This window comes from Desulfoconvexum algidum (genome assembly GCF_055382125.1).
Genome location: NZ_AP042394.1, coordinates 5831529 through 5852992 on the forward strand (window position 1 = coordinate 5831529; position 21464 = coordinate 5852992).

At 47.6% G+C, this 21464-nt stretch carries 19 protein-coding genes; 14 read left to right on the forward strand and 5 right to left on the reverse strand.

The genetic code is table 11. The features are described 5' to 3' along the window. The first annotated feature begins 35 nt into the window (after positions 1–35). Together ACZ45G_RS26305 and ACZ45G_RS26310 are read left to right on the forward strand one after the other, a co-directional pair. The gene (locus ACZ45G_RS26305; protein ID WP_464173552.1) at positions 36–800 is read left to right on the forward strand and encodes a TSUP family transporter; all 765 of its coding nucleotides are present in this window, start codon (positions 36–38) and stop codon (positions 798–800) included. A 35-nt stretch (positions 801–835) separates the two neighbouring features. Continuing rightward, positions 836–1324, forward strand: coding sequence for a prolyl-tRNA synthetase associated domain-containing protein (locus ACZ45G_RS26310; protein WP_464173553.1), 489 nt, complete (start codon positions 836–838; stop codon positions 1322–1324). Positions 1325–1359: 35 nt separating this feature from the next. On the opposite strand, the gene ACZ45G_RS26315 is transcribed toward ACZ45G_RS26310, so the two are convergent. Continuing rightward, positions 1360–1623 (reverse strand): hypothetical protein, encoded by a 264-nt coding sequence (locus ACZ45G_RS26315; RefSeq protein ID WP_464173554.1) that lies wholly within the window; start codon positions 1621–1623, stop codon positions 1360–1362. Positions 1624–1782: 159 nt separating this feature from the next. Beyond that, complete coding sequence (locus tag ACZ45G_RS26320) at positions 1783–4527, reverse strand: hybrid sensor histidine kinase/response regulator (RefSeq protein WP_464173555.1); 2745 nt, start codon at positions 4525–4527, stop codon at positions 1783–1785. A 41-nt stretch (positions 4528–4568) separates the two neighbouring features. Here ACZ45G_RS26320 and ACZ45G_RS26325 point away from each other — a divergent pair, with 41 nt between their 5' ends. From ACZ45G_RS26325 to ACZ45G_RS26355, 7 genes are all read left to right on the forward strand, one after another. Next, positions 4569–5138: a cupin domain-containing protein gene (locus tag ACZ45G_RS26325; protein ID WP_464180025.1), complete on the forward strand. Its 570-nt coding sequence runs from the start codon at positions 4569–4571 to the stop codon at positions 5136–5138. A gap of 10 nt (positions 5139–5148) precedes the next feature. Continuing rightward, positions 5149–6837 carry an AMP-binding protein gene (locus ACZ45G_RS26330; protein WP_464173556.1) on the forward strand — a complete coding sequence of 563 codons (1689 nt, stop codon included), beginning with the start codon at positions 5149–5151 and terminating at the stop codon, positions 6835–6837. Positions 6838–6864: 27 nt separating this feature from the next. Next, complete coding sequence (gene panP / locus ACZ45G_RS26335; protein WP_464173557.1) at positions 6865–8568, forward strand: pyridoxal-dependent aspartate 1-decarboxylase PanP; 1704 nt, start codon at positions 6865–6867, stop codon at positions 8566–8568. 96 nt (positions 8569–8664) lie between these two features. Then, the gene (locus ACZ45G_RS26340) at positions 8665–9273 is read left to right on the forward strand and encodes a TetR/AcrR family transcriptional regulator (RefSeq protein ID WP_464173558.1); all 609 of its coding nucleotides are present in this window, start codon (positions 8665–8667) and stop codon (positions 9271–9273) included. Positions 9274–9411: 138 nt separating this feature from the next. Beyond that, entirely contained in the window at positions 9412–12021 is a 2610-nt protein-coding gene (locus ACZ45G_RS26345; RefSeq protein ID WP_464173559.1) for an efflux RND transporter permease subunit, read from the forward strand. A gap of 29 nt (positions 12022–12050) precedes the next feature. Then, positions 12051–12872, forward strand: coding sequence for an outer membrane lipoprotein-sorting protein (locus tag ACZ45G_RS26350; RefSeq protein WP_464173560.1), 822 nt, complete (start codon positions 12051–12053; stop codon positions 12870–12872). A 26-nt stretch (positions 12873–12898) separates the two neighbouring features. After that, entirely contained in the window at positions 12899–14386 is a 1488-nt protein-coding gene (locus ACZ45G_RS26355; protein WP_464173561.1) for a DUF1302 family protein, read from the forward strand. Positions 14387–14448: 62 nt separating this feature from the next. Here the strand turns inward: ACZ45G_RS26355 and rocD are convergent, their stop codons facing one another. Then, positions 14449–15663, reverse strand: a complete 1215-nt coding sequence (gene rocD / locus ACZ45G_RS26360) for an ornithine--oxo-acid transaminase (RefSeq protein ID WP_464173562.1) — start codon at positions 15661–15663, stop codon at positions 14449–14451. 141 nt (positions 15664–15804) lie between these two features. Between rocD and gcvA the strand changes: the two genes are divergently transcribed. The 3 genes from gcvA (at position 15805) to ACZ45G_RS26375 (ending at position 17401) form a co-directional block, all read left to right on the forward strand. Continuing rightward, positions 15805–16722 carry a transcriptional regulator GcvA gene (gene gcvA, locus ACZ45G_RS26365; RefSeq protein WP_464173563.1) on the forward strand — a complete coding sequence of 306 codons (918 nt, stop codon included), beginning with the start codon at positions 15805–15807 and terminating at the stop codon, positions 16720–16722. A 92-nt stretch (positions 16723–16814) separates the two neighbouring features. Then, a complete protein-coding gene (locus ACZ45G_RS26370; protein ID WP_464173564.1) occupies positions 16815–17069 on the forward strand; it encodes a DUF6812 domain-containing protein in 255 nt (84 codons plus the stop codon). 59 nt (positions 17070–17128) lie between these two features. Next, positions 17129–17401, forward strand: coding sequence for a hypothetical protein (locus tag ACZ45G_RS26375; protein ID WP_464173565.1), 273 nt, complete (start codon positions 17129–17131; stop codon positions 17399–17401). Positions 17402–17625: 224 nt separating this feature from the next. On the opposite strand, the gene ACZ45G_RS26380 is transcribed toward ACZ45G_RS26375, so the two are convergent. Beyond that, complete coding sequence (locus ACZ45G_RS26380; protein WP_464180027.1) at positions 17626–17907, reverse strand: Fic family protein; 282 nt, start codon at positions 17905–17907, stop codon at positions 17626–17628. A gap of 318 nt (positions 17908–18225) precedes the next feature. Here ACZ45G_RS26380 and ACZ45G_RS26385 point away from each other — a divergent pair, with 318 nt between their 5' ends. After that, entirely contained in the window at positions 18226–18747 is a 522-nt protein-coding gene (locus ACZ45G_RS26385; protein WP_464173566.1) for a tyrosine-type recombinase/integrase, read from the forward strand. 59 nt (positions 18748–18806) lie between these two features. Then, complete coding sequence (locus ACZ45G_RS26390) at positions 18807–19730, forward strand: hydroxyacid dehydrogenase (protein WP_464173567.1); 924 nt, start codon at positions 18807–18809, stop codon at positions 19728–19730. A gap of 8 nt (positions 19731–19738) precedes the next feature. On the opposite strand, the gene ACZ45G_RS26395 is transcribed toward ACZ45G_RS26390, so the two are convergent. Beyond that, on the reverse strand, positions 19739–21382 hold the full coding sequence (locus ACZ45G_RS26395; RefSeq protein ID WP_464173568.1) for an alkaline phosphatase: 1644 nt from the start codon (positions 21380–21382) through the stop codon (positions 19739–19741). Positions 21383–21464 lie beyond the last annotated feature (82 nt).

Here is a 21464-nt window from a genome sequence, read left to right on the forward strand (position 1 = left end):
CCACATTCCCTGATGCATAATTGAGGCTTTTTTCAATGGATTTTGATCTTTCTGTATTCAGTCTTATACTTCTTTTTCTCACCGGCCTTGTGGCGGGTTTTGTGGACTCCATTGCCGGCGGCGGGGGCCTGATTTCCCTGCCGGTCCTCTTGTCCCTGGGGATACCTCCCCAGCTGGCCCTTGGCACCAACAAACTCCAGGGTAGTTTCGGCTCCCTGGCCTCGTCCATAACCTTTATTCGCAGAGGCACGGTACGCCTGGATGAAAATATTCATGGCATTATTTTTACTTTTATGGGCGCCCTGCTGGGATCCTGGTCCATCCAGCAGATAGATGCCGGGTTTATCCAGCATATCATCCCGGTACTGCTCTTGTTTGTCTTTTTTTACACCCTGTTCGCCAAAAATTTGGGCACCCATACCAGCCAACCAAAGATGGCCAAACCTCTTTTTTTCACCCTCTTTGGTCTGGGCCTGGGATTTTACGATGGCTTTTTCGGCCCGGGCACCGGATCTTTTTGGACAGGAGGCCTGCTCATTGTCATGGGGATGGATATGACAAAGGCAGCAGGCACCACCCGGATCATGAATTTCACCTCCAATATTGTGGCCCTGTCCCTGTTCATCATTGGCAAAAATGTGCTGTATTCAGCGGGGTTCAGCATGGCAGCAGGTCAGATCATCGGGGCCAGGGCAGGATCTAGCATGGCCATCAAACGAGGCGCGTCCTTTATTCGCCCCATCTTTTTGACCATGGTCTTTTTAACCATTGTCAGACTTATGATTGTAAATTATATTTAATGCCAAAAGAAAGAAACCACAAAAGAGGAGAAACCATGCGACAGACCCAGGAAGAACTGCTCAAAATATTGACAGACATTGGCATTGAACACACCACCCATGAGCACCCGGCCGTCTTTACCGTTGAAGAAGCGGCCCGCCACTCTGATGGCATAGAGGGAGTTCACAGCAAAAACCTGTTTTTTAAAGACAAAAAGAAAAAGCTATTTTTGGTGGTCACCCTGGCGGACAAGCCCATCAAAATAAAGGAACTGGCTAAAAAAATCGGGGCCAAAAGTCCTTCATTTGGAAAACCAGACCTGCTCATGGAGGCCTTGGGCATAACCCCTGGCTCTGTCACCCCCTTTGCTGCCGCAAATATAAAGGCACACGAAGTCACGGTTATATTAGATGAGGAGATGATGGAAAACGATTTGCTCAATTTTCATCCCCTTGTCAACACCGCCACCACCACCATTGCGCCCAGGGACCTGATCAAATTTTTAGAACATTGTCATAAGAGCCCTGAAATTATCCGAATTTAAAGACCAGGGGAAGGATATGAGGTATAGGATGGGATTTATTTTTTTTCCTGCATTTTGACCCGGAACTGGCTCATGCAATCAATGATATCTTCTGTTTGGCCCTCATCCGCCGACCACAGGACCGTATCAGGCGCCTCAATTTTCATCAGGCATTCAGGGAAAAAATCATAATATTCACCATTGATTTTCAATACGGTAATTTTATCATCCGGGAATGAAGCATCCGCCACATGGTCGATGATTTCCCACTCATCCGGAATCTTGAATTCCGCGGTTATTTTCACTTCAAGTGTTTTCATTTTTATTCTCCCAAACAGACCCTAATATTTTTTGGAAATAATTTTTTGGAAACATCAGCCTATCCTTGTTTTATAGAGATATATCAGTTTTATCCGGAAAGATACATCACAAAAATTTAAGGGACCCACCGCCCTGACAGGTCACGAGACAGGATGATTTTATCTGTTTTTAGCATCGAATATTTTTCGAATAAGTATCAGCAGATACCGGCTTGATACCGGCTTTAAAAGACATTTTTGGATGCCTGTCTTGAGGGCCTGCTGTTCCAACGCACCATCAAAGTATCCTGAGCAGAGCAAAACAGGTATATGGGGACAGATTGCCAATATCTTTTGTGCAAGTTCAGTGCCCCTCATCTTTGGCATGGTCATATCCGTGATAAGCATATCATAGGCGGCAGGCTCCCTTTGAAACGCAGACAGGGCCTCTGGGCCATCATGATAAACAAATACCTTGTACCCGTAATCCACCAGCAATTCCCGGGTGACCTGACAGATATCAACTTCATCATCCACAAGCATTATGTTTTCAGTTCCCCCTTTTAAGGCGAAATCCTTATTTTCCTTTTTATCTATTCTTTTCCCATGGGATATGGGCAGATACACCCTCACACTTGTCCCCTGCCCCCGGGTACTGTCAACGGCCACGTATCCTTTGTGCTGTTCCACAATACTCCGGACCAGGGCCAGTCCCATACCGGTTCCCTGCCCTTTTTCCTTGGTGGTAAAATAGGGGTCAAAGGCTTTTTGCAGGATCTCCTGATTCATGCCCTCCCCCGTATCCGTAACTTCCAGCATCAAATATTTTCCCGGTATCATTTCAAGAAGGGAGGTCGGAGCTGAATCCAGCACCTCTATATCTTTTCCCAGTACGATTAACCGCCCCCCGGCATTCTTCATGGCATGATAGGCATTGGTACCCAAATTCATCAGCACCTGGTGAACCTGGGTGGGGTCTGCCTCAACCAGAGAGGTGGAATGAAACTGATTTTCTATCTCAATGGTCGCCGGCAAAGAGGATCGAAGCAATTTTAACACCTCTGTCACCACCGGCGTCAAAGGGATCACATATTTTTTTTGGTCCGTCTGTCGACTGAAGGATAAAATCTGTCGAACCAGTTCCGCAGCCCGGCGGCTGCTTTCCATTATGTGGCCAAGATAGCCTTTTGTCTTTTCCGGATCATTGATATGTCTTTGGGCCAGCTGGCAGAATCCAAAAATCCCCGACAAAATATTATTAAAATCATGGGCAATTCCCCCGGCCAGGGTGCCGATGGCCTCATGCTTCTGTGCCTGGCGCAATTGCGCTTCTTTTTGATAGGCCTCGGTCACATCCCGAAACACCAGAACCACCCCGTTTATTTTCCCGTCCTTATCGACAATGGGCGCCCCGGAATCAGATATCTGATACTCTGCCCCTGTCTTTGATACCAGGGAGGTATGATTGGCGAGCCCCACAATCTGACCTGTGACCATTACACGTTCAACTGGATTTATTACTCGTCCCCGGGTTTTGGAATGAATAATGTTAAAAACCCTGTCAATCTTTTGGCCCCTTGCCTCCAAAATATTCCAGCCAGTCAATGATTCGGCAACAGGGTTCATCCGGGTTATTTTCCCATCACAATCTGTTGCAATCACCCCATCTCCAATGGACTGAAGGGTCACATGAAGATTGGCCTCACTTTCCCGCCTCAACATCACATTTATGCCAAGGAAAAGCACGAGAATCAAGAGGCAGAACATTGTCAGTCCAATCCCCCAGATTTCCTTCCCATAGGCCTGGTAGAGGGAAAAGGGTTTATTAAGAACAACCGCCGAAGGAGGCAAAATGCTTCCATCCAGACCAAAGCGAACCAGGGTCTGGTAATCAATCATGATAAGATTAGGACACTCCAGGACCACGTGGGGAAACTTACCTGCTTCAAGAATTTCAAGACAAAGCCGAGCCGCCACATTGCCCTGCCCCCTTGAAGAGTTCATAGAGCCACCCATTACCCCGGTGCCCAGATAATGGTCTTCCATGGCATAAACCGGTGCGGCAGAGGCACGGCTGATCATCTGCCCGCTCTCTTCATGGGAATAGTAAACACCCTTTGCATCCCGGTTGAAATTACAGAGCAGAACAGCCTGGTCCAGGGACAACCCTGCCAACCGGTCCACTAGCTGTTTAGTTTCAAGCGCTTCAAGCCAAACCAGGTTCAATTCCGGTTCCAAACCTGCCAATGCAAGTGCGACCTCTTCCCGGATGGCCCGGGCCGTAGGGGTAATCCCGGAAACGATGATCAATTCCCTGAGCCTGGGTTGAAACTTACGAATCAACCCCACTGTCCCCTTGGGATCCGAAACCTGCACCACCCCTGTGATTTTCCCGTCAAAACCTGTCAGCATATCCGGGCTGTAATTATTGACACCGCAGAAAACCACAGAGGTATTGGGAAACAATTCTTTGCGATAGTAGGAGATAAAGGTAAGTGCACTGTTATCGGTCACCACCACTGCATCAAAATAATGGGGGGAATATTTTTGCCCCAGAAATGCGGCAAATGGAATCATGATCTCATTGAGGGGAATCCGCTTGGAATCCAGGTATTCGGTGAAAATCTCTATATCCCGACGATTTTCAAAAACTTCCCGGATGCCGCTGTCCTCTCCCTCGGTCCAGGTCAGGCCGGCATGGTAAGAGTGAAGAATCAATATTCGAAACTTTTTCTGGTCCTTGGCCAGGGCATTGCAGACCAAAGACCCCCATATAAAGATCAGGGCTATGATGAGTCGAAAATATCGCGAAACCGATTCTCCCATATCCAACGGATAAATATTAATTGTACTAATTATATTAAGAAGAACTCTACACACAATTTTAAGGCATCTCAATGATTTTTTTGACAAATCTTTACCCATATATTATACAACACCCTTTTTATATTAAGTGTGGAGGGATGATGCAGACCGGAAAAATAAATCAGCGAATAACCTATTTCATGGAACAGCGGCAAATGGACTTGGAGTCCCTTTCCCAAAAGACAGGCCTTGACACAGCCCTTCTGGATACCATGCTCACAGAAGATGTGTATCCGCCCCTGGGCCCTTTGATGAAAATCGCCAGGGCGCTGGGTGTCCGGCTGGGAACCTTTCTGGATGATCAGGAAAGTACGGACCCCTATATCGTCCGCAAAGCCCAAAGGCAGGCAGAATTCAGTGTGTTGGGCGGCAAGAACAAACCCGCTGCCTTAAACTTTTTTGCCCTGGGCAAGGGAAAAACCGATCGCCACATGGAACCCTTTTTCGTAGAAATCCTGCCCGAGTCTGCCCGGGAAAAAACCTTATCCTCCCATGAGGGGGAAGAATTCATCGCAGTGATCAAGGGCAGCATTGAGGTCCGATATGGCCAGGAAATCCATATTTTAAATGAGGGCGATTCGGTTTACTACAACTCCATTGTCCCCCATTATGTCAGCTGCAGCGGGGATGAAAAGGCAGAAATTCACGCGGTCATTTATATACCAGAGTAAAGGAAAAAAAATGGAACCCCATATCGGTTTAAAAAATAAGGCCGGTTTAAATAATCTGGTCGGATTAAAAGAATTGACCCTAGGGCAAATTTTGGACCAGACAGTAGCAAAATTTCCCGACAACGAAGCCATTGTATATCTGGACAGAAGTTTTCGGTTAACCTATCAGCAATTTTCAGACCTGGTGGATGAAACCGCCAAGGGACTCATGGCACTGGGCATAAAAAAAGGCGAAAAAGTTGCCATCTGGGCCACCAATATCCCCGGCTGGGTCACCCTCCAATTTGCCACGGCCAAAATCGGAGCGATTCTCCTGACGGTGAACACCAACTACAAAACCGCTGAGCTGGAATACCTTCTCACCCAGTCTGAAACAGAAAATATCTTTCTCATTGACGGGTTCCAGGACACAGATTATATCAATACCATCTATGAATTGGTACCGGAACTTAAGACCTGTCAGCGGGGCCATCTTGAAAGTCCCAAATTCCCCCACCTCAAACGGGTGGGATTTCTGGGGCCGGAAAAACACCGGGGCATGTATTCCATTCCGGAAATCCGGGCGCTCTCGGTCATGGTTTCCAGCGAAGATTACCAGGAGCGACAAACGAGTTTAAGCCCCCACGATGTGGTCAATATGCAGTATACCTCGGGTACAACCGGGTTTCCCAAGGGGGTGATGCTCACCCACTATAATATCGGTAACAACGGGTTCTGGATCGGGGAAAACCAAAAATTTACCGCAACGGACCGGGTCTGCCTGCCGGTTCCTTTGTTCCATTGTTTTGGGTGTGTTCTGGGGGTATTGGCAGCCGTCAACCACGGCACCTGCATGGTTATTCTGGAAGGGTTTGATCCCCTGCTGGTGATGGCCTCTGTTGAACAGGAACGCTGCACGGCATTGTACGGAGTTCCCACCATGTTCATCGCCCTCCTGGACCATCCCCTGTTCTCAAAGTTTGATTATTCCTCCCTGCGTACCGGTATCATGGCAGGTTCCAACTGCCCAGTCCACACCATGGAACAGGTCATTGACCGAATGAATATGCGGGATATCACCATCTGCTATGGTCTCACCGAAGCCTCGCCCGTGATGACCTATACAAGTATTGGCGACGCATTTCGTCTTCGGGTGGAAACCGTGGGCCGGGCCCTTCCCCACATGGAGGTCAAGATCATTGATCTGGAAACAGGGGCAGCACTCCCCCCAGGCACCCAGGGAGAGGTCTGCTGCCGGGGTTACAACATCATGAAGGGATATTACAACAATCTTGAGGCCACAACCCAGGCCATTGATCAGGATGACTGGCTTCATTCAGGAGACCTTGGCATCATGGACAAGCAAGGGAACCTGTCCATCACCGGCCGCCACAAGGACATGATCATCCGGGCCGGAGAAAATATTTATCCCCGGGAAATCGAAGAATTTTTGTACCGAATGGATGAAGTCAAGGATATCCAGGTGGCAGCAGTTCCCAGCGAAAAATATGGAGAAGAGGTGGGGGCCTTTATTGTTCTCAAAGAGGGGGCACAAATAGAACCCAGTGAGGTAAGCGATTTTTGCAGGGGAAAAATCAGCCGGTATAAAATCCCCCGTTATGTCCATTTTGTGGAGGACTACCCCATGACCGCATCGGGAAAAATCCAGAAATACAAACTAACACAAATGTCGACCCGGATCTGGCCGGATCGGCGATAGACCCGGCCATAATTGGAATTGGACTCCATGAAATTTTCATCTCCAAACGCTTCGGATAATAATATCCTGGATAAAAATATCCTGGATAAAAATATCCCGGACAATAATGTGGACCCGGCAAACCCGCAGTCACAGCATCTAATCGCTGACTGGAATGCCCTGCAACGGGTATTTATCCGCCCCGAAGACGAGAGTAGCCGACAAACCCTGGTCAAATATATGGAACAGATTTTTTTTGGACTCCATGATTTTTTAAATAAGCATGTGGGGGTCACCCAAGAGATCAGCCTGGCAGAACTGGCCCTGGACCACACAGATACCCGGATCAACAAAGAGCCCTTGAAAAAACTGGCCGATGTGATTGAAGACATCATCCAGGAGATCGCTCCCCGGGCCGTCAATGTGGCATCCCCCTATTTTGTGGGACACATGACCTCGGCCATTCCCTTTTTCATGGTCCATCTCAAGGCAATTACCGCGGCATTGAACCAGAATATGATCAAGCTTGAAACCTCAAAAATACTCTCTGTGCTGGAAAAACAGGTTCTGGGCAAAATGCATCGGATGATCTTTAAACGGGAGCAGGCCTTTTATGATGCCCATGTCCAGAACATTGAAACCACTCTTGGCGTGTTTACCACCGACGGCACCACGGCCAATATTACGGCATTGTGGGTGGCCCGTAACCTGGCTCTTTTGCCCAAAGGCTCTTTTTCATCTATTGAACAGGACGGGATATTTGCGGCCCTCAAGGCCCATGACCTGGAACGAATGGTAATTCTGGTTTCCAGTCGGGGCCATTTTTCCCTGAAAAAGGCCGGGGGCATCCTTGGGATCGGGAACCAAAACGTCATTCCCATTGAAGAGGATGAAAACCGCAGCATTGATCTTAAAAAACTTGAGCAGACCATCCAGGCCCTTAAGATCCAAGGAAAAACAAAAATACTGGCCATTGTGGGGATTGCCGGGGCCACGGAAACCGGTATCATTGATCCCTTGCCCCGGCTGGCTGACATCTGCCGGGATCACGGCATCCACTTTCATGTGGATGCGGCCTGGGGAGGACCTGTGCTCCTGTCTGAAAAATATGCCCCGCTTCTGGAGGGGATCCAGCGGGCCGACTCCGTGACCATTGACTGCCACAAGCAGTTCTATATGCCCATGACCGCCGGGATGGTTTATTTCAAAGATCCCGAGGCCCTAAATCAGATTGTCTACCATGCCCGGTATATCAACAGGAAAGGCTCGGTGGACCTTGGCATCAAAACATTGGAAGGATCCAGGGAAGCCAACTCCCTGATCCTGGACTCTGCCCTGAAAATCATGGGGTCAAGGGGATACGGTCTGATGATCGATCACGGCATTGAAACGGCCAGGGTCTTTGCCCAAAAAATAAATGCCCGCCCGATGTTCCAGCTTGTCACCCCGCCCTGCCTGAACATCCTCACCTATAGAGCGGTTCCACCTTTTATCCAACGACAGCTTGATGCCGCCGATGAAAAGGAACAATGTCGGCTCAATGCCCGGCTTGACCTGCTCAACACCAACCTCCAGCGGACCCAGAGGGAGGCGGGCAAAAGCTTTGTGTCCAGGACAAGACTAAGAATAAATCCCATGGACAACCAGGATGTGGTGGTGCTTCGATCGGTGATCATGAACCCCTACACCACCCCTGAGATTCTGGATGAAATCCTGGATGAACAGGAAACGCTTCTGGCGGATCTGATCTGATTATGTTTAATTTTTAATTTTTCCATGGCTGCCTTGACAGATTCTTTGTAAATTTATATATTGTGACTGCTGGTCACAATATATAAAGGAATGACAATGGGAATTTCAGACAGAAGGGAAAGGGAGTTCAGACGCAGGGAAGAGGATATTCTTACGGCCTCCTTTGATTTGTTTGCAGAAAACGGCATTGAGTCTGTCACCATTGATATGATTGCTGAAAAAGCCGGGGTGGGTAAGGGTACCATTTACAAACATTTTATCGGAAAGAATGAGATCTTTGCCTCGCTGGTTATTGACCAGGGACATGAATTGATGAATGCCCTGAACCACCTGGATAAAACCGTTCCCATCATTTCCCAGATCAAAATAATGATCCGTATTTTCTGGGAAGTTCATACCCATGATATCAAAAAATTTCAAATCAGGCGAAAATGCGACCAGTTGATGGTGTTAGAAGAGTTGTCCCCCCCTGTGCTTGCAGAATATACCAAACTCAACGATATGAAAAAAGAATTTGCCAGGGTCCTGTTCCAGCAGGCCATTGATGAAGAGGTTTTCATGGCGGTGGATGTTGACAACCTGATTATCGCTTCCATGGGTCTGTATACCGGCATGCTGGATGTGGCGTTGAAAGAGGATGTTCAACCGTCGGAAGAGTTATATATGCTGCTGAAAAATATGGTTTTTAAGGGATTTATGGCCTAGGTTCAAGTGAGGCACAGCACCGAGGATTAATATTTTTTTGTATTTTTTATGACCGACAGTCATAAATAGACTACCGGTCACAATTTTTATATAAACCGCCGGCCCTGCCGGTTATGAAAATAGCAATAAAGGAAAATCATGAATATCAGTCGAATGATTCGTTGGGTGGTGATTAAATTTCCAGGAACAACCCTGGTAACACTTCTCCTCTTGTCCGCTCTGGCGGCCACCCAACTGCCCTACCTTGAAACAGATCCGTCGCCCATGCTTCTGGCACCAGACCATGAAAGCCGGGTGGCCATTCGAAAGCTGCGGCAGACCTATACCGGCGCCAACAGCGGGATCATTGTCATGCTGGCTGCCAAGGACACGGTTTTTAAGGAGAAGACCCTTGCCCGAATACAAAACCTGACCCGGGCATTTGAAAATTTAAACCTGATCACCCAAAAAGATCGTGAATACCTTATGTCCCTGGGTGCGAATTGTCCGGCTGACCTGGGCGAACAAATAGCCCGCCTGGCCAAGGACCCCATTGATTCAGATACCTGGGTGCGCATTGATGAGGTAAAGCAGACGCTGGAGTTCCTTGCCGATGACACCCCTGTTGCAATTAAAGATTTAACAACCGAACTTGATCTCTGGCTTGAAAAGATATCCCCCATAAAAAAGGTCAGTTCCCTTTCCAGCACCGATAATATCCTGGTACGAAACGGCCGTCTGGAAGTCGGCCCCATATACGAATCAATTCCCACTGGCCCTGATGCCCTGGCAAAGATGGAAAAAGAGGTAACGTCCAATGATATGTTTCAAGATATTCTGATCTCCAACAACAGTAAAAACACCAGCATCAATATTGAACTGAATCTGTCCGAAGATGCCATAAAAGAACGGTATCTCATTTACGAGCAGGTCAAAGAAATTGTTGAAAATAAAATTCCAGGGCCGGAAACCTATTATATTGCAGGGTTGCCAGCCGTGACAGCCGCCCTTGGCAAAGCCATGGAAGATGACAGCAAAAAAATGTTTGCCATTGTAATCCTTCTGGTGATGACCTGCCTTATCATCACCTTTAGAATGCTCAAAGGGCTTTTGGTTCCCCTGGCTGTTGTCCTCCTTTCCCTTGTGGTTACCCTGGGAGTGAAATCCTTTTTGGGCATTCCCTTGAATATTATCACCATTTCTCTGCCCGTATTCATCCTGTCCATCGGAGTGGCAGACGGTATTCACATGTTTTCCGAATACCGGGACTGCCTGTTCAAGGGTCTGGATAAAAAAAAAGCGGTAGAAGAAACCCTGGACCATCTGACCATGCCGGTTATCATGACCTCTTTGACCACGGCTGCCGCTTTTTATGCCATTTCCATAACCAAGATTGTTCAGCTCAAATATTGCGGACTGTTTGTCTGTCTGGGTGCCCTGGTTGCCATGGTGTTCTCCCTGTTTTTTATCCCGGCCCTGCTGATGGTGCTGCCGGAAAAATTCCATCACAAACAAACCGGGCCCAAAAAAAAGCGTCTGTCTTCTATTGAAAAAATCTATTCAAAGTTCCTGGTCACCCTCACCCGCAGGGCCCTGGAAAACTCTGTTGTCATTGCATCCCTTGCCGGTATCATTTTTCTGGTATTTCTCGTTGGTGCATCCAAGGTAAAGGTGGATAACAACACCGTTAACTTTTTCATGGAAGATTCCGATATTTATATTTCTTCCCATGCCCTGAACAGACAAGGTGCCGGATCCTCACGGATCAATTTTTTAATTTCAGCAGATTCTCAGGAAACTGAGCCCTTTAAGCAGCCTGAAAACCTTGCGTATATAAGGGATTTCATGGCGTTTTTGAATGACCAGCCCCAGGTGGGGAAGGCCATGGGAATGACCGAGCTGATCCGACGGATTCATTTTGTACTCAATGACGAAAACCCGTTATTTAACCGATTACCAATATCCCAAGAAAAGGACTCCCCATCAAATCATCTCATTTCCCAATTGCTGCTCCTGTATGAAAACGGGGGAGGAGATGCTCTTTCTGACTATGTCACTGAAGATTACACCCAGCTGAACCTGCCCGTGGTGCTGCAGACCAATTCATCCCTTGAAACCAAGGCCCTGACCGACAGGATAAGGGCATTTGCAGATCAAAATTTTCCCGATTACCTCGGTCTTGAGATCAGCGGGCCTGCCAATATAGAGGCCGCCACCACAACTGAAATCGTCAAAGGCCAGATCACAGGCCTGACCGTTTCAATCCTTGTGGTGCTGGTGATGATTGGCATTACCTTTCAAAGGATTGGGTATACCCTCATCGCCATGATCCCACTGGTCATGACCATTACCATCAACTTCGGGGTCATGGGATTTTTGGGGATTCCTCTGGATATCGGGACCTCCATCATCTCCAGTGTGGTGATTGGAATCGGTGTGGATTACAGCATCCACTACCTGTCCCGGCTGAAAAAAAATCTGGACAAGGGAATGGCCTTTACAGCAGCCCTGGACAATACAGTTCTCCATAGCGGCAAAGCCATTATTTCCAATGCCGTGACAGTGGGGTGCGGGTTTATGGCACTTTGGTTTTCCGTGCTTACCCCCTTGATCATCATGGGATGGTTGATTTCCCTGACCATGGTGGTCAGCGCTCTGTGCGCCCTGGTGCTGCTGCCGGTGTTTTTTTATTTTACACTGCCAAAAGCCGTTCAAACGAAGGTTTCACCATCCTTAAACCGTTTACCCCTTACCCCTGAACAAAGATAATTGAACAGGGATAATTCAAGGAGAAAAAAATGAAATTCAATCCTTATATTTTAATTTTTGCTTTTATCTTTGCAAGCCCCTGGCTGGCAATGTCTACATCCTTTGCCGGTCCCAGCGCCTCCGGGGTGATGGAAAAAGTGGACAACCGGGACACCGGAGAAACAATGAAATCGGACACCCTCATGATCCTTATGGACAAAGGGAACCAGAAACGGCTCAGAAATATCAAAACGATCCGCAAAGAGTATGGAAAAGATACCAAGGGTATTATTTTTTTCCTAACGCCTGCAGATGTCCGAAATACTGCCTATATGTCCTTTGACTGGGATGATGCCGCAAAAGAAGATGATTCATGGCTCTACCTGCCTGCCCTTGGAAAGGTCAAACGCATTACAACCGGCGACAAATCCGGCTCGTTCATGGGTAGCGATTTTACCTATTCTGACATAAACGGCATCAAGATTGAAGACTGGGATTATACCTTTATCAAAGAGAGCTATTCCTTGGAAGGAAAAGACACCTGGGTCATCCAGGGGCTTCCCAAAGAACAAGCCAAACAAAGGGTAATGGCAGAAACCGGGTATTTAAAATCCATGATGTGGGTTCAAAAGGAAACCCTGGTGGTGGTCAAGGCAAAATACTGGGTAAAAAAGGGTAAAAAAATTAAATATTTCAAGGCTGAAGAAATCCAAAACATCAACAACATATGGACCCCCCTGAAACTGACCATGGTGAGCACATCCAAGGGCAAGGTGACCCACTCATCCATCCTTAAAGTGTCCAATGTCCAGTATAACCTGCCTGTCAAAGACACTTATTTTACCACCCGAAGCATGGAGCAGGGACTCTAATGCCAAACCTGAGGAAACGGTTCCTGTTGGTTTTTCTATTAGTTTTTCTATTGGTTTTTCAGCTGATGTCCTCCCTTTGGTTACAGAACCCTTTGGTTTCACAGGCCTTGGCAGCAGATGAGGCCCAGCCCAACACACAAGACAGCTTAGAAGGCCAGATAGAAGATTCCTTCGAAGACGGGTTTGAGGATATCGATCCCTTTGCATCCCCCAATGATGCGGCCGGAAAGGATGATATGACTTTGCCCGGGGCAAAGTATTCGGATCTTTATATGGGCGGGTATATGGAATTGGAAACAGAAATAGGATATGAAAAACCAGATGAAACACTTTCCAAATTCAAGCCAATATTATTTGTTGAAACTGAATACAGAATAAACAAGAACAATAAGTTCAGGGCATCGGGTCTGGCATCTTATGATGCGGCCTATGCGATGACGGCAAAGGATCAGCCGGACGGCCAGAGTCTGGATGATGAAATCTCGGATATTGAACTTCGGGATTTCTACCTGGATTCAACTCTCAGCGACACTTTTTCCATAAAAGCCGGACGCCAGATTATTGCCTGGGGCGATTCGAATTTTGCCAAAATTACGGATGTTGTCAATCCCCGGGATAACACAAGTCCCGGCCTCATTGAACTCGAAGATTCACGGCTGCCCGTTGCAGCACTTCGCTTGTCAGCCCAATATGGTTCCCTTTGTCTGGATGGGGTGAGCATCCACGAACACCCGGGCAGCAAGATTTCAGGTATAGGGTCTGATTTTGACTATTATGCCTCCCTGAGGCAGACCAATATCTGGATCCGGGATAAAAATATCCCGGACGCTGGATTCAAGGAGACAAGTTTTGCCTTTAAGGCCACCCGATCCTTTAACGGGGGAGATATCTCCCTTGTGGCGGCCAATACCTTTGACGATTTGCCAATTCTTTCCTACCAGGGTATCTCCTCCGAAGGGATACTGGTGTTTACCCCTGAATATGAACGATTTGCCACCATGGGTATCTCGGCAAGCATGGTCCAAGATTCTGCCCTGTTCAAGGTAGAGGCAGCTTTTCGCAAGGACAGGGCAGTCCAGCGCAATGATGTTTTATCCCAGATTGTCGCTGGTATTCCAGCCGGATCCATCCAAACCTTTGACAAAAAAGATCAGGTCGAAGCACTCACAGGCCTTGAATACACCGGGATATCAGACCTTCGAATTTTATTGGAAGGCAAGGTCCTTTACACCCTGGACCATGAATCCTTCCTGAATCTGGCAAAATATGAATACCGGACCTATTTCCAGGCCACCTATGCGATGCTCAACGAAACCCTGGCCCTGGATCTGTTTTGGGTTTATTTTAATCCGGGCCAGGGTCATATTCTCAGGCTGAGCTGCGAATACGATATTTTTGATGATGTCAGTGTCCAGCTGGGCATGGCTTTCTACAGTGCCGACACTTCAGATACCGTCATTTATCCCTACAAAGATATGGACAGAATTTTTTTCCGATTCAAATATTTTTTTTAAAATTGCAAGATCCCTTTGGGAAAAGGAATCTTGCAATGGGGTCTGGCATAATCCCAAAAGATTTATGCCTTGGGCACCCCTTCAACGGCTGTTTTGATTTTATCCACTGCCCAGTCAATATCCTCTTGCTCAATGATCAGGGGCGGGGCAAACCGGATGGTATAGGTATGGGTTTCCTTGCAGAGAATCCCCATTTTCATCAGGGATTCACAGATGGCCCGGGCGCCCCCCGGGGTTCCCTCGACCAGTTCAATGGCAATCATAAGCCCGATTCCTCGAACTTCTTTAATGGCAGGATGCCCGATTTTTTTCAATTCCGCCAAAAAATAAGCGCCCATTTTTTCGGCATTTTCAATCATGTTCTCTTCCACCAGCACCTTGAGGGACGCTCTTGCCACGGCACAGGCCAAGGGGTTGCCGCCGAAGGTGCTCCCGTGCTGGCCCGGCTGAAGTAGCCCCAGCACCGCGTCATTGGATAAAACCGCTGACACGGGATAAAAACCGCCGGACAGGGCCTTGCCGATGAGGGTGAGATCCGCCTGGATCCCCTCATGTTCTTCGGCCAATAATTTTCCGGTCCTGCCAAGGCCGGTCTGGATCTCATCTAAAATCAGCAGCACATTATTTTGAGTACAAATCTGACGGACCTTTTGTAAATAGCCCTTGGGCGGAATAATCACCCCTGCCTCCCCCTGGATCGGCTCCACCATGAATGCCACGGTATTGGGTCCAATGGACTGTTCCAGAGCATCGGCATCCCCAAAAGGAATAGTTTTAAAGCCCGGAGTAAAGGGGCCAAAACCTCCCCTTGCATTCTCATCGGTACTAAACCCGATGATGGACAGGGTTCTGCCGTGAAAATTGTCGTTGCAGACAATGATTTCAGCCTGGCCATCGGCCACCCCCTTGGTTTCATATCCCCATTTCCTGGCGCATTTAATAACCGTCTCCACGGCTTCCGCCCCGGAATTCATGGGAAGCATTTTATGGGAATTTGTCAGCGTGCAGAGTTCTTCATACAACAACGGTAGCTGGTCATTGCGAAATGCCCGGGAGGTCAGGGTCAATTTATCCGCCTGCTCCACCATGGCCTGACGAATTTTTGGGTGGCAATGGCCCTGGTTAACGGCTGAATACGCAGACAGGCAATCCAAATATTTATTCCCCTCCACATCCCATACCCAGATGCCTTGTCCCCGATTTAAGACAACATCCAGTGGTTTATAATTCTTTGCCCCGAACCGGTCTTCAAGATCGATAAGCTCTTTTGATTTCATTATTATATTCCTTTTTCAGGTTAATCCATGATATTTTATGCATAAACACCCAGCCAAGTAAAGGCTTGATTTTTTATTATAAACCAGTATTAATAGATGTCGTCAAACGATTTTAACACACACTATGAATGAGAGAAACTCATGCAACCAAGGAAACACCCTGACCTGCCCTCCTTAAATGGCCTCAGAACCTTTGAAGCAGCTGCCCGTCACCTAAGCTTCACCCTGACAGCCCAAGAGCTCTGCGTGACCCAGGGGGCGGTCAGCCGGCAGATCAAACAGCTTGAAGATCAGCTAAAGGTGATTCTCTTCCATAGACGCCACAAACAACTGATGCTCACGGACCAGGGCATACTTCTATCATCGCCTTTGACCCGGGCCTTTAATATCATCGCAGAGGGCGTGGACAGATTAAAGAACCAGCAGCAGGATTTCAGCCTCAAGGTCCACCCTACCTTTGCCATCCGCTGGCTCATACCACGACTCCACCATTTCCAAGCCCTGCACCCGGAAATCCAGGTGCGGCTGACCACCTCGGGGGAAAATGTGGATTTTAGCCATGAAAATTTTGACGCCGGCATCACCCATGAGGGAAATGACATCCCCGGCATTACCCGGGAAAAAATATTGACAGAACAACTGATCCCGGTCTGTTCCCCCAAATTCCTTGCCACGGTATCTCCCCTTGAAAAGCCAGAAGATATAACCGGCCGGATGCTTTTACACAACACCCCGGATCTAAAGGAATGGGCTATCTTTGCAGACCAGGCAAAAATAAAAAACCTAGCCATGGAAAGGGGCCAGGTTTTTGAAGTGGACGATGCCGCCCTCCAGGCGGCAACATCAGGCCTGGGGATAGCCCTGGGAGATCTCTTCCTCATCCGGGATGAGTTGGAAACAGGCCGGCTTGTGGCCCCCTTTGGATTAATTCCCATCAAAACAGGAAACTATTATTTTTCCAGACCCGATTTTAACCAGAAACCTGGGAATGTAACCATCTTTCAAGATTGGCTCATCACCACCCTTAACCAGACCGACCCCCAAAAAAAAACAGTTTAAAATCAATCTCTTGTTGACATTTTTCATTCAGATTCTATCCTATTCTCATCGACACCTTCACTCAAATCAGACAAAACAAGGGGACAGATGTCATGAACACAATAGAAAGCCGCAGCATCCGGATAAAATTAGTGGATGGGACCCAGATCAACGGAGAGGTCAATTTAAACAGAGGGACTGGGTATGATCGGTTAAGTGACCTTGTGGGGGATTACCAGGAAAATTTTCTCACCATTTTCAATGCAACCCTCTATGAAAAAAACCTTGATCCCCAGCTCAAATATGAAACGATTCTGGTCAATAAGAATCACATCCTCTATTCCACCCCCAACGGGCATATGGAATAGCTGGCGCCAGGTATCCGGGAATCAGGCCCTGTACTGAAAATAATTTAATGGGACGGACAATGAAACGCGACCTGGAAGAGTACCTTAACAAAAAAATTGTGATCGATTCAACGGCCTCCTGGATTTACATCGGCATATTGGAACGGGTGACCGACCATTGTGTGGTGCTGTCAGATGTGGATGCCCACGACAATGCCGATACCGCCACATCAAAAGAGATTTATGTGTTTGAAAGCAAAACCACGGGGATAAAATCCAACCGGAAAACTGTCCATATTAACCTTCTCCATGTGGTAAGCTTCTCCCTGCTGGAGGATGTCAAAGAATTTTGAGTAAACCCGGGTTTCCGGCGTGAGAGAACTTCAATACCACCCCGTAAACGCTGAAACACCTGATTTTGTGGAAATCCTGTCCAAGGCACTGATTAATGAAAATAGATTTAAATCTGGTCCAGTAACGATTAAATCCGGTCAGAAACATTTAAACCTGGCCAGAGATATTGAATAGAAACGATTAATTCTGGTCGGGACTTGACGATGAAATCAAGCCGTAACAGCTACAGATATCTTTGTTTGGTTTCATTTGAATATTTAAGGTTGGCTCCGCCCCAGGAGAAAGGGTCCGTAGAAAAAATTTTTTCAAGAATCAAATCAGCCATAAGCCTTGAAAGCCTACCGTTCCCATTTGCAAAAGGATGGATTTTAATGAGTCTGTGATGAAACCTCGCTGCAAATTCATCCGGAAGATAAACGTTGTATTCTATCCATCCGTCAGCCTCGTAACACAATGCATGCAGATCGACTGTAATTTTTTGGGGTGATACTCCAATATTTTTCACTCCCAAAAATCAAGTTCGCCCTGGGTCGCAATATGAGTCAGCAAAAACCCTTTACTTTCTTCATAGTCAAGAGGTGTCGCACCTTCAGGATCCTCTATATACATCATTACTATTCTTTCGATTCCCATAAAGTAGAGGGAGAATTGATTGTTTCGTCCATCATGTTTTTAAAGGCCGCTTTCTGATTTTTAGATGAAAGCCTTTGATCTTCCAAGTTCATGGTATGCATTATTCTTTTCATTCGTTTTGAGGCGATAGCCTTTGCCTGGTTTTTTACAGTACCGTTTAAGCTTGTCCTAAGCCGAAGGTCAAGACCAGGTGTTGCTGCTGACCTATCTCCATCTGGCCGCCCGAAGAAAAGAAGTGTTCGATCTGATATGGGAGGATATTGATTTTGGCAACAGTCAGATTCGTATCTGGACCAAAAAGAGAAAAGACAGAACCAAAGAGTTTGATTGGCTGCCCATGACATCTGAATTGAAAAAGGCGTTAATGGGGTGGTGGCAGGAAAGACCTGTCAAAGACACTCCTTCCGTGTTTGTCTGCTTGAATAAAGAGAATTTTTGTGAGGCGTATTTTGGAAAGCCGTATAAAAATCGGCAGCACTTCATGAAAAAAATCTGTAAAAGGTCTGGAGTTAAACCCTTTGGTTTCCATGGCATAAGGCACCTGACAGCAAGTATTCTATATCATAAAGGATATGACCTGTTCATAGGCTTATTAAAGTCTCATAAAGTCCAGGAGAACAAAAAGAAACTTTATTCTCACAAAGCCTTAAAATTATTGATATGGCCAGTATATTGTATTTTCATCAATGGTTTTATTTTTATGGACAATTGACATAAAAAAACCGGGGTTATACGATTCATCAATTTGCTAATATATTAAGGACAGATCCGATGAAAAAAATAGTCATTTGTGAATTCATGGACCAGGCCGCTGTGGATGGGCTTAAACGAGACTTCATTGTCGTATATGATCCTGCATTGGTGGATCAACCGGATCTTCTTTCGGCAGAGCTGGAAACGGCCCAAGCCATCATTGTCAGGAATCGGACCCAGGTGCGGGGTGACTTGCTGACCTGTGCCAAACGATTAAAAGCGGTTGGCCGCCTGGGCGTTGGATTGGATAATATCGATATGGCCGCCTGCAGGTCCAGACAGATTGAGGTGTTCCCGGCCCATGGTGCAAATGATGCCGCCGTTGCCGAATATGTCATCTCCTCAATCTTCATCTTGTTCCGGAGAGCCTTTCAATCGGGACCAGAAATGGCAGCAGGGCAATGGCCGAGGACAGCATTAATGGGGAATGAAATCGCAGGAAAAGTTCTGGGCGTGATTGGCTATGGGGCCATTGGCCGGAAGGTTTGCAAAATGGCAAGGGCAATGGGCATGAAAGTCGCTGCATACCATCCCCGGTGGCCCGGGAATGACCTGGGGCAGGAAATCGAAGCCATGGGGTTTAACGAACTATTGGCAACGGCGGATGTGATCAGCCTCCATGTTCCCCTAACAAAACACACCCGACATTTAATGGATACCAAAGCCATTGCGGGCATGAAAAAGGGGGCCTTTTTGATTAACACCGCCCGGGGCGGGGTGGTGGATGAAAAGGCCCTGGTTAAGGCTCTGGAATCGGGTCAACTCGGTGGGGCTGCCATGGATGTATTTGAGGATGAACCCTTAACTGCAGCGAGGGGCCAACAATTCAAAACCCTGTCCAATTTAATTTTGACACCCCACATAGCCGGCGTTACAATGGAATCAAATATTCGCGTCAGTGCCGTCACCGCAGAAAATATTCGAAGGGCATTGGCAGGGTAACCGGGCGCCTATCTCTCCAGCACCGCGCCACTCCCCAGTACTGCATCGATGGTATACTGACCCAATTGGGTATGGTGGATCACCCCGGCAAAGGGCTTCCTGGCCCTGGCACTCCCCTTGGTAAATACCAGCACCGGTGTGTTGGTATGGGTTCCGGTATTCCAGACAACACAATGATCACCGGCCACAGCCAATGCCAGGAGTGCATGTATGTTGCTAAATTTTTGAGAGGGATAAAATTCGTCTTTATTGTCCAGTTTGGGGACCCGCTTTGCGTTAAGTTTCCGGTTATCGGCGATATAAATGGGGTTATCCTCTGTTTCAAGAATTCGTTCGGCCTGGGCAATTGTGATGGGAAAAGCGGTATATTGATTCACCAGCATGGCAAGATTCTCGGGCGTCTGTTCCTCTTTTGACAATTGATAAAATTTATCAAAAATATCGCCATAGCTCAGCTTCTGGTTATAAAGTTTATCCAGCACATGGGGATCCCCGTAATTATATCCAGGTTTGTAGTCCCGGTCCTTAAACATAATACCCGGCAATGATTTTGCCCGGGGCAGATCCCTGGCCGTGTAGCTGAACCCAAACCCGCCGGTGGTATGGTCGGCCGTGAGAATAATCAGGGTGTCTTCCCTGTTCTTTGCCCAGTCCAGGACAGCGTTAACAGTGTCATTGAGTCGGATCATTTCGTGAAGCATGAGTCCGGCATCATTGGAATGGGCAGCCCAGTCGATTTGGCCTGCTTCTATCATCAGGAAAAAACCCTGGTCATTTTGGGATAATATATCAATGGCCTTTACGGACATCTCTTCCAGGGTGGGGACGGATCTATCCGGATCATTCAGAGAGTTGGACACCACAATGGCATTGGGCATGGCAGAGGCGGCAAACAAGCCGATCACTTTTCCCGAAGCCGCTGCCAATTGGGATCGATTAAAGACAAGCCCATATCCCTTTTCCCGGGCCATTACCAAAAGGTTTTGACTGTCTTTTCGTTTTGAGCGGATGGCAACAGATCCCTGGGTTATCACTTCGAGTTCTTGTCTAACCCCGGAAGCCTTGTCATTGGCCTCCCGGGGGATCCAGTTGCCCAGTCCCCCGCCCAGGAGGACATCGGGTCCCACTGTCAGCATGTCCAGGGCAATAGCATCTCCCATCTTCCGGTGGGGCTGGTGAGCCGCAAAGGCGGCCGGGGTGGCATCCGTCAGCCGGGTATCTGTGACAAGACCAGTGGATTTACCCGCCAGGATAGCCTTTTCAAGAACTGTGGGGACAGGATCCCCATTATAATCAAGCCCGATCATTTCAGATCCCGAAGGCTGACCCGTGGCAAGCTGGCTTCCGGAAGCTGCGGAATCTGTCACCAGAACATCGTGGGCATAGGTCAAGGAAATCCCCAAAGAACCGTCTTTCTCCATGATTTTGTCAAAACAGGTGGTCTTATCACCCAACACCGAATGGGGGGCCTGCCGGGCATAGGTCAACAAAAGCCCCACCTGTTCCGGCCCCATACCATCTCCTATGATCATGATCACATTCTTAGGATTGGCCGGGGAAGAAAGGGCAGGATCGGCCTTCTTTTGTGAACAGGAGGACACCATAGAAAAGAAGATAAACACCGAAAAAATTACAATAATTTTATGTTTCATATGCCATTCTACCCTCGCCTTTAGTTGGAGCAAAAAAAATCATTGAATGCACTTGTCAGCGCCATTGCCCCTGGCACTGATC

Excerpts from the sequence above, each read along its gene's own strand:
- ACZ45G_RS26340 (WP_464173558.1), top strand. The coding sequence starts at position 8,665 with ATGGGAATTTCAGACAGAAGGGAAAGGGAGTTCAGACGCAGGGAAGAG.
- gcvA (WP_464173563.1), top strand. The coding sequence starts at position 15,805 with ATGCAACCAAGGAAACACCCTGACCTGCCCTCCTTAAATGGCCTCAGA.
- ACZ45G_RS26345 (WP_464173559.1), top strand. The coding sequence starts at position 9,412 with ATGAATATCAGTCGAATGATTCGTTGGGTGGTGATTAAATTTCCAGGA.
- ACZ45G_RS26310 (WP_464173553.1), top strand. The coding sequence starts at position 836 with ATGCGACAGACCCAGGAAGAACTGCTCAAAATATTGACAGACATTGGC.
- ACZ45G_RS26330 (WP_464173556.1), top strand. The coding sequence starts at position 5,149 with ATGGAACCCCATATCGGTTTAAAAAATAAGGCCGGTTTAAATAATCTG.
- ACZ45G_RS26350 (WP_464173560.1), top strand. The coding sequence starts at position 12,051 with ATGAAATTCAATCCTTATATTTTAATTTTTGCTTTTATCTTTGCAAGC.
- ACZ45G_RS26395 (WP_464173568.1), bottom strand. The coding sequence starts at position 21,382 with ATGAAACATAAAATTATTGTAATTTTTTCGGTGTTTATCTTCTTTTCT.
- ACZ45G_RS26315 (WP_464173554.1), bottom strand. The coding sequence starts at position 1,623 with ATGAAAACACTTGAAGTGAAAATAACCGCGGAATTCAAGATTCCGGAT.
- ACZ45G_RS26325 (WP_464180025.1), top strand. The coding sequence starts at position 4,569 with ATGCAGACCGGAAAAATAAATCAGCGAATAACCTATTTCATGGAACAG.
- ACZ45G_RS26320 (WP_464173555.1), bottom strand. The coding sequence starts at position 4,527 with ATGGGTAAAGATTTGTCAAAAAAATCATTGAGATGCCTTAAAATTGTG.
- ACZ45G_RS26375 (WP_464173565.1), top strand. The coding sequence starts at position 17,129 with ATGAAACGCGACCTGGAAGAGTACCTTAACAAAAAAATTGTGATCGAT.
- panP (WP_464173557.1), top strand. The coding sequence starts at position 6,865 with ATGAAATTTTCATCTCCAAACGCTTCGGATAATAATATCCTGGATAAA.
- rocD (WP_464173562.1), bottom strand. The coding sequence starts at position 15,663 with ATGAAATCAAAAGAGCTTATCGATCTTGAAGACCGGTTCGGGGCAAAG.
- ACZ45G_RS26390 (WP_464173567.1), top strand. The coding sequence starts at position 18,807 with ATGAAAAAAATAGTCATTTGTGAATTCATGGACCAGGCCGCTGTGGAT.
- ACZ45G_RS26305 (WP_464173552.1), top strand. The coding sequence starts at position 36 with ATGGATTTTGATCTTTCTGTATTCAGTCTTATACTTCTTTTTCTCACC.
- ACZ45G_RS26370 (WP_464173564.1), top strand. The coding sequence starts at position 16,815 with ATGAACACAATAGAAAGCCGCAGCATCCGGATAAAATTAGTGGATGGG.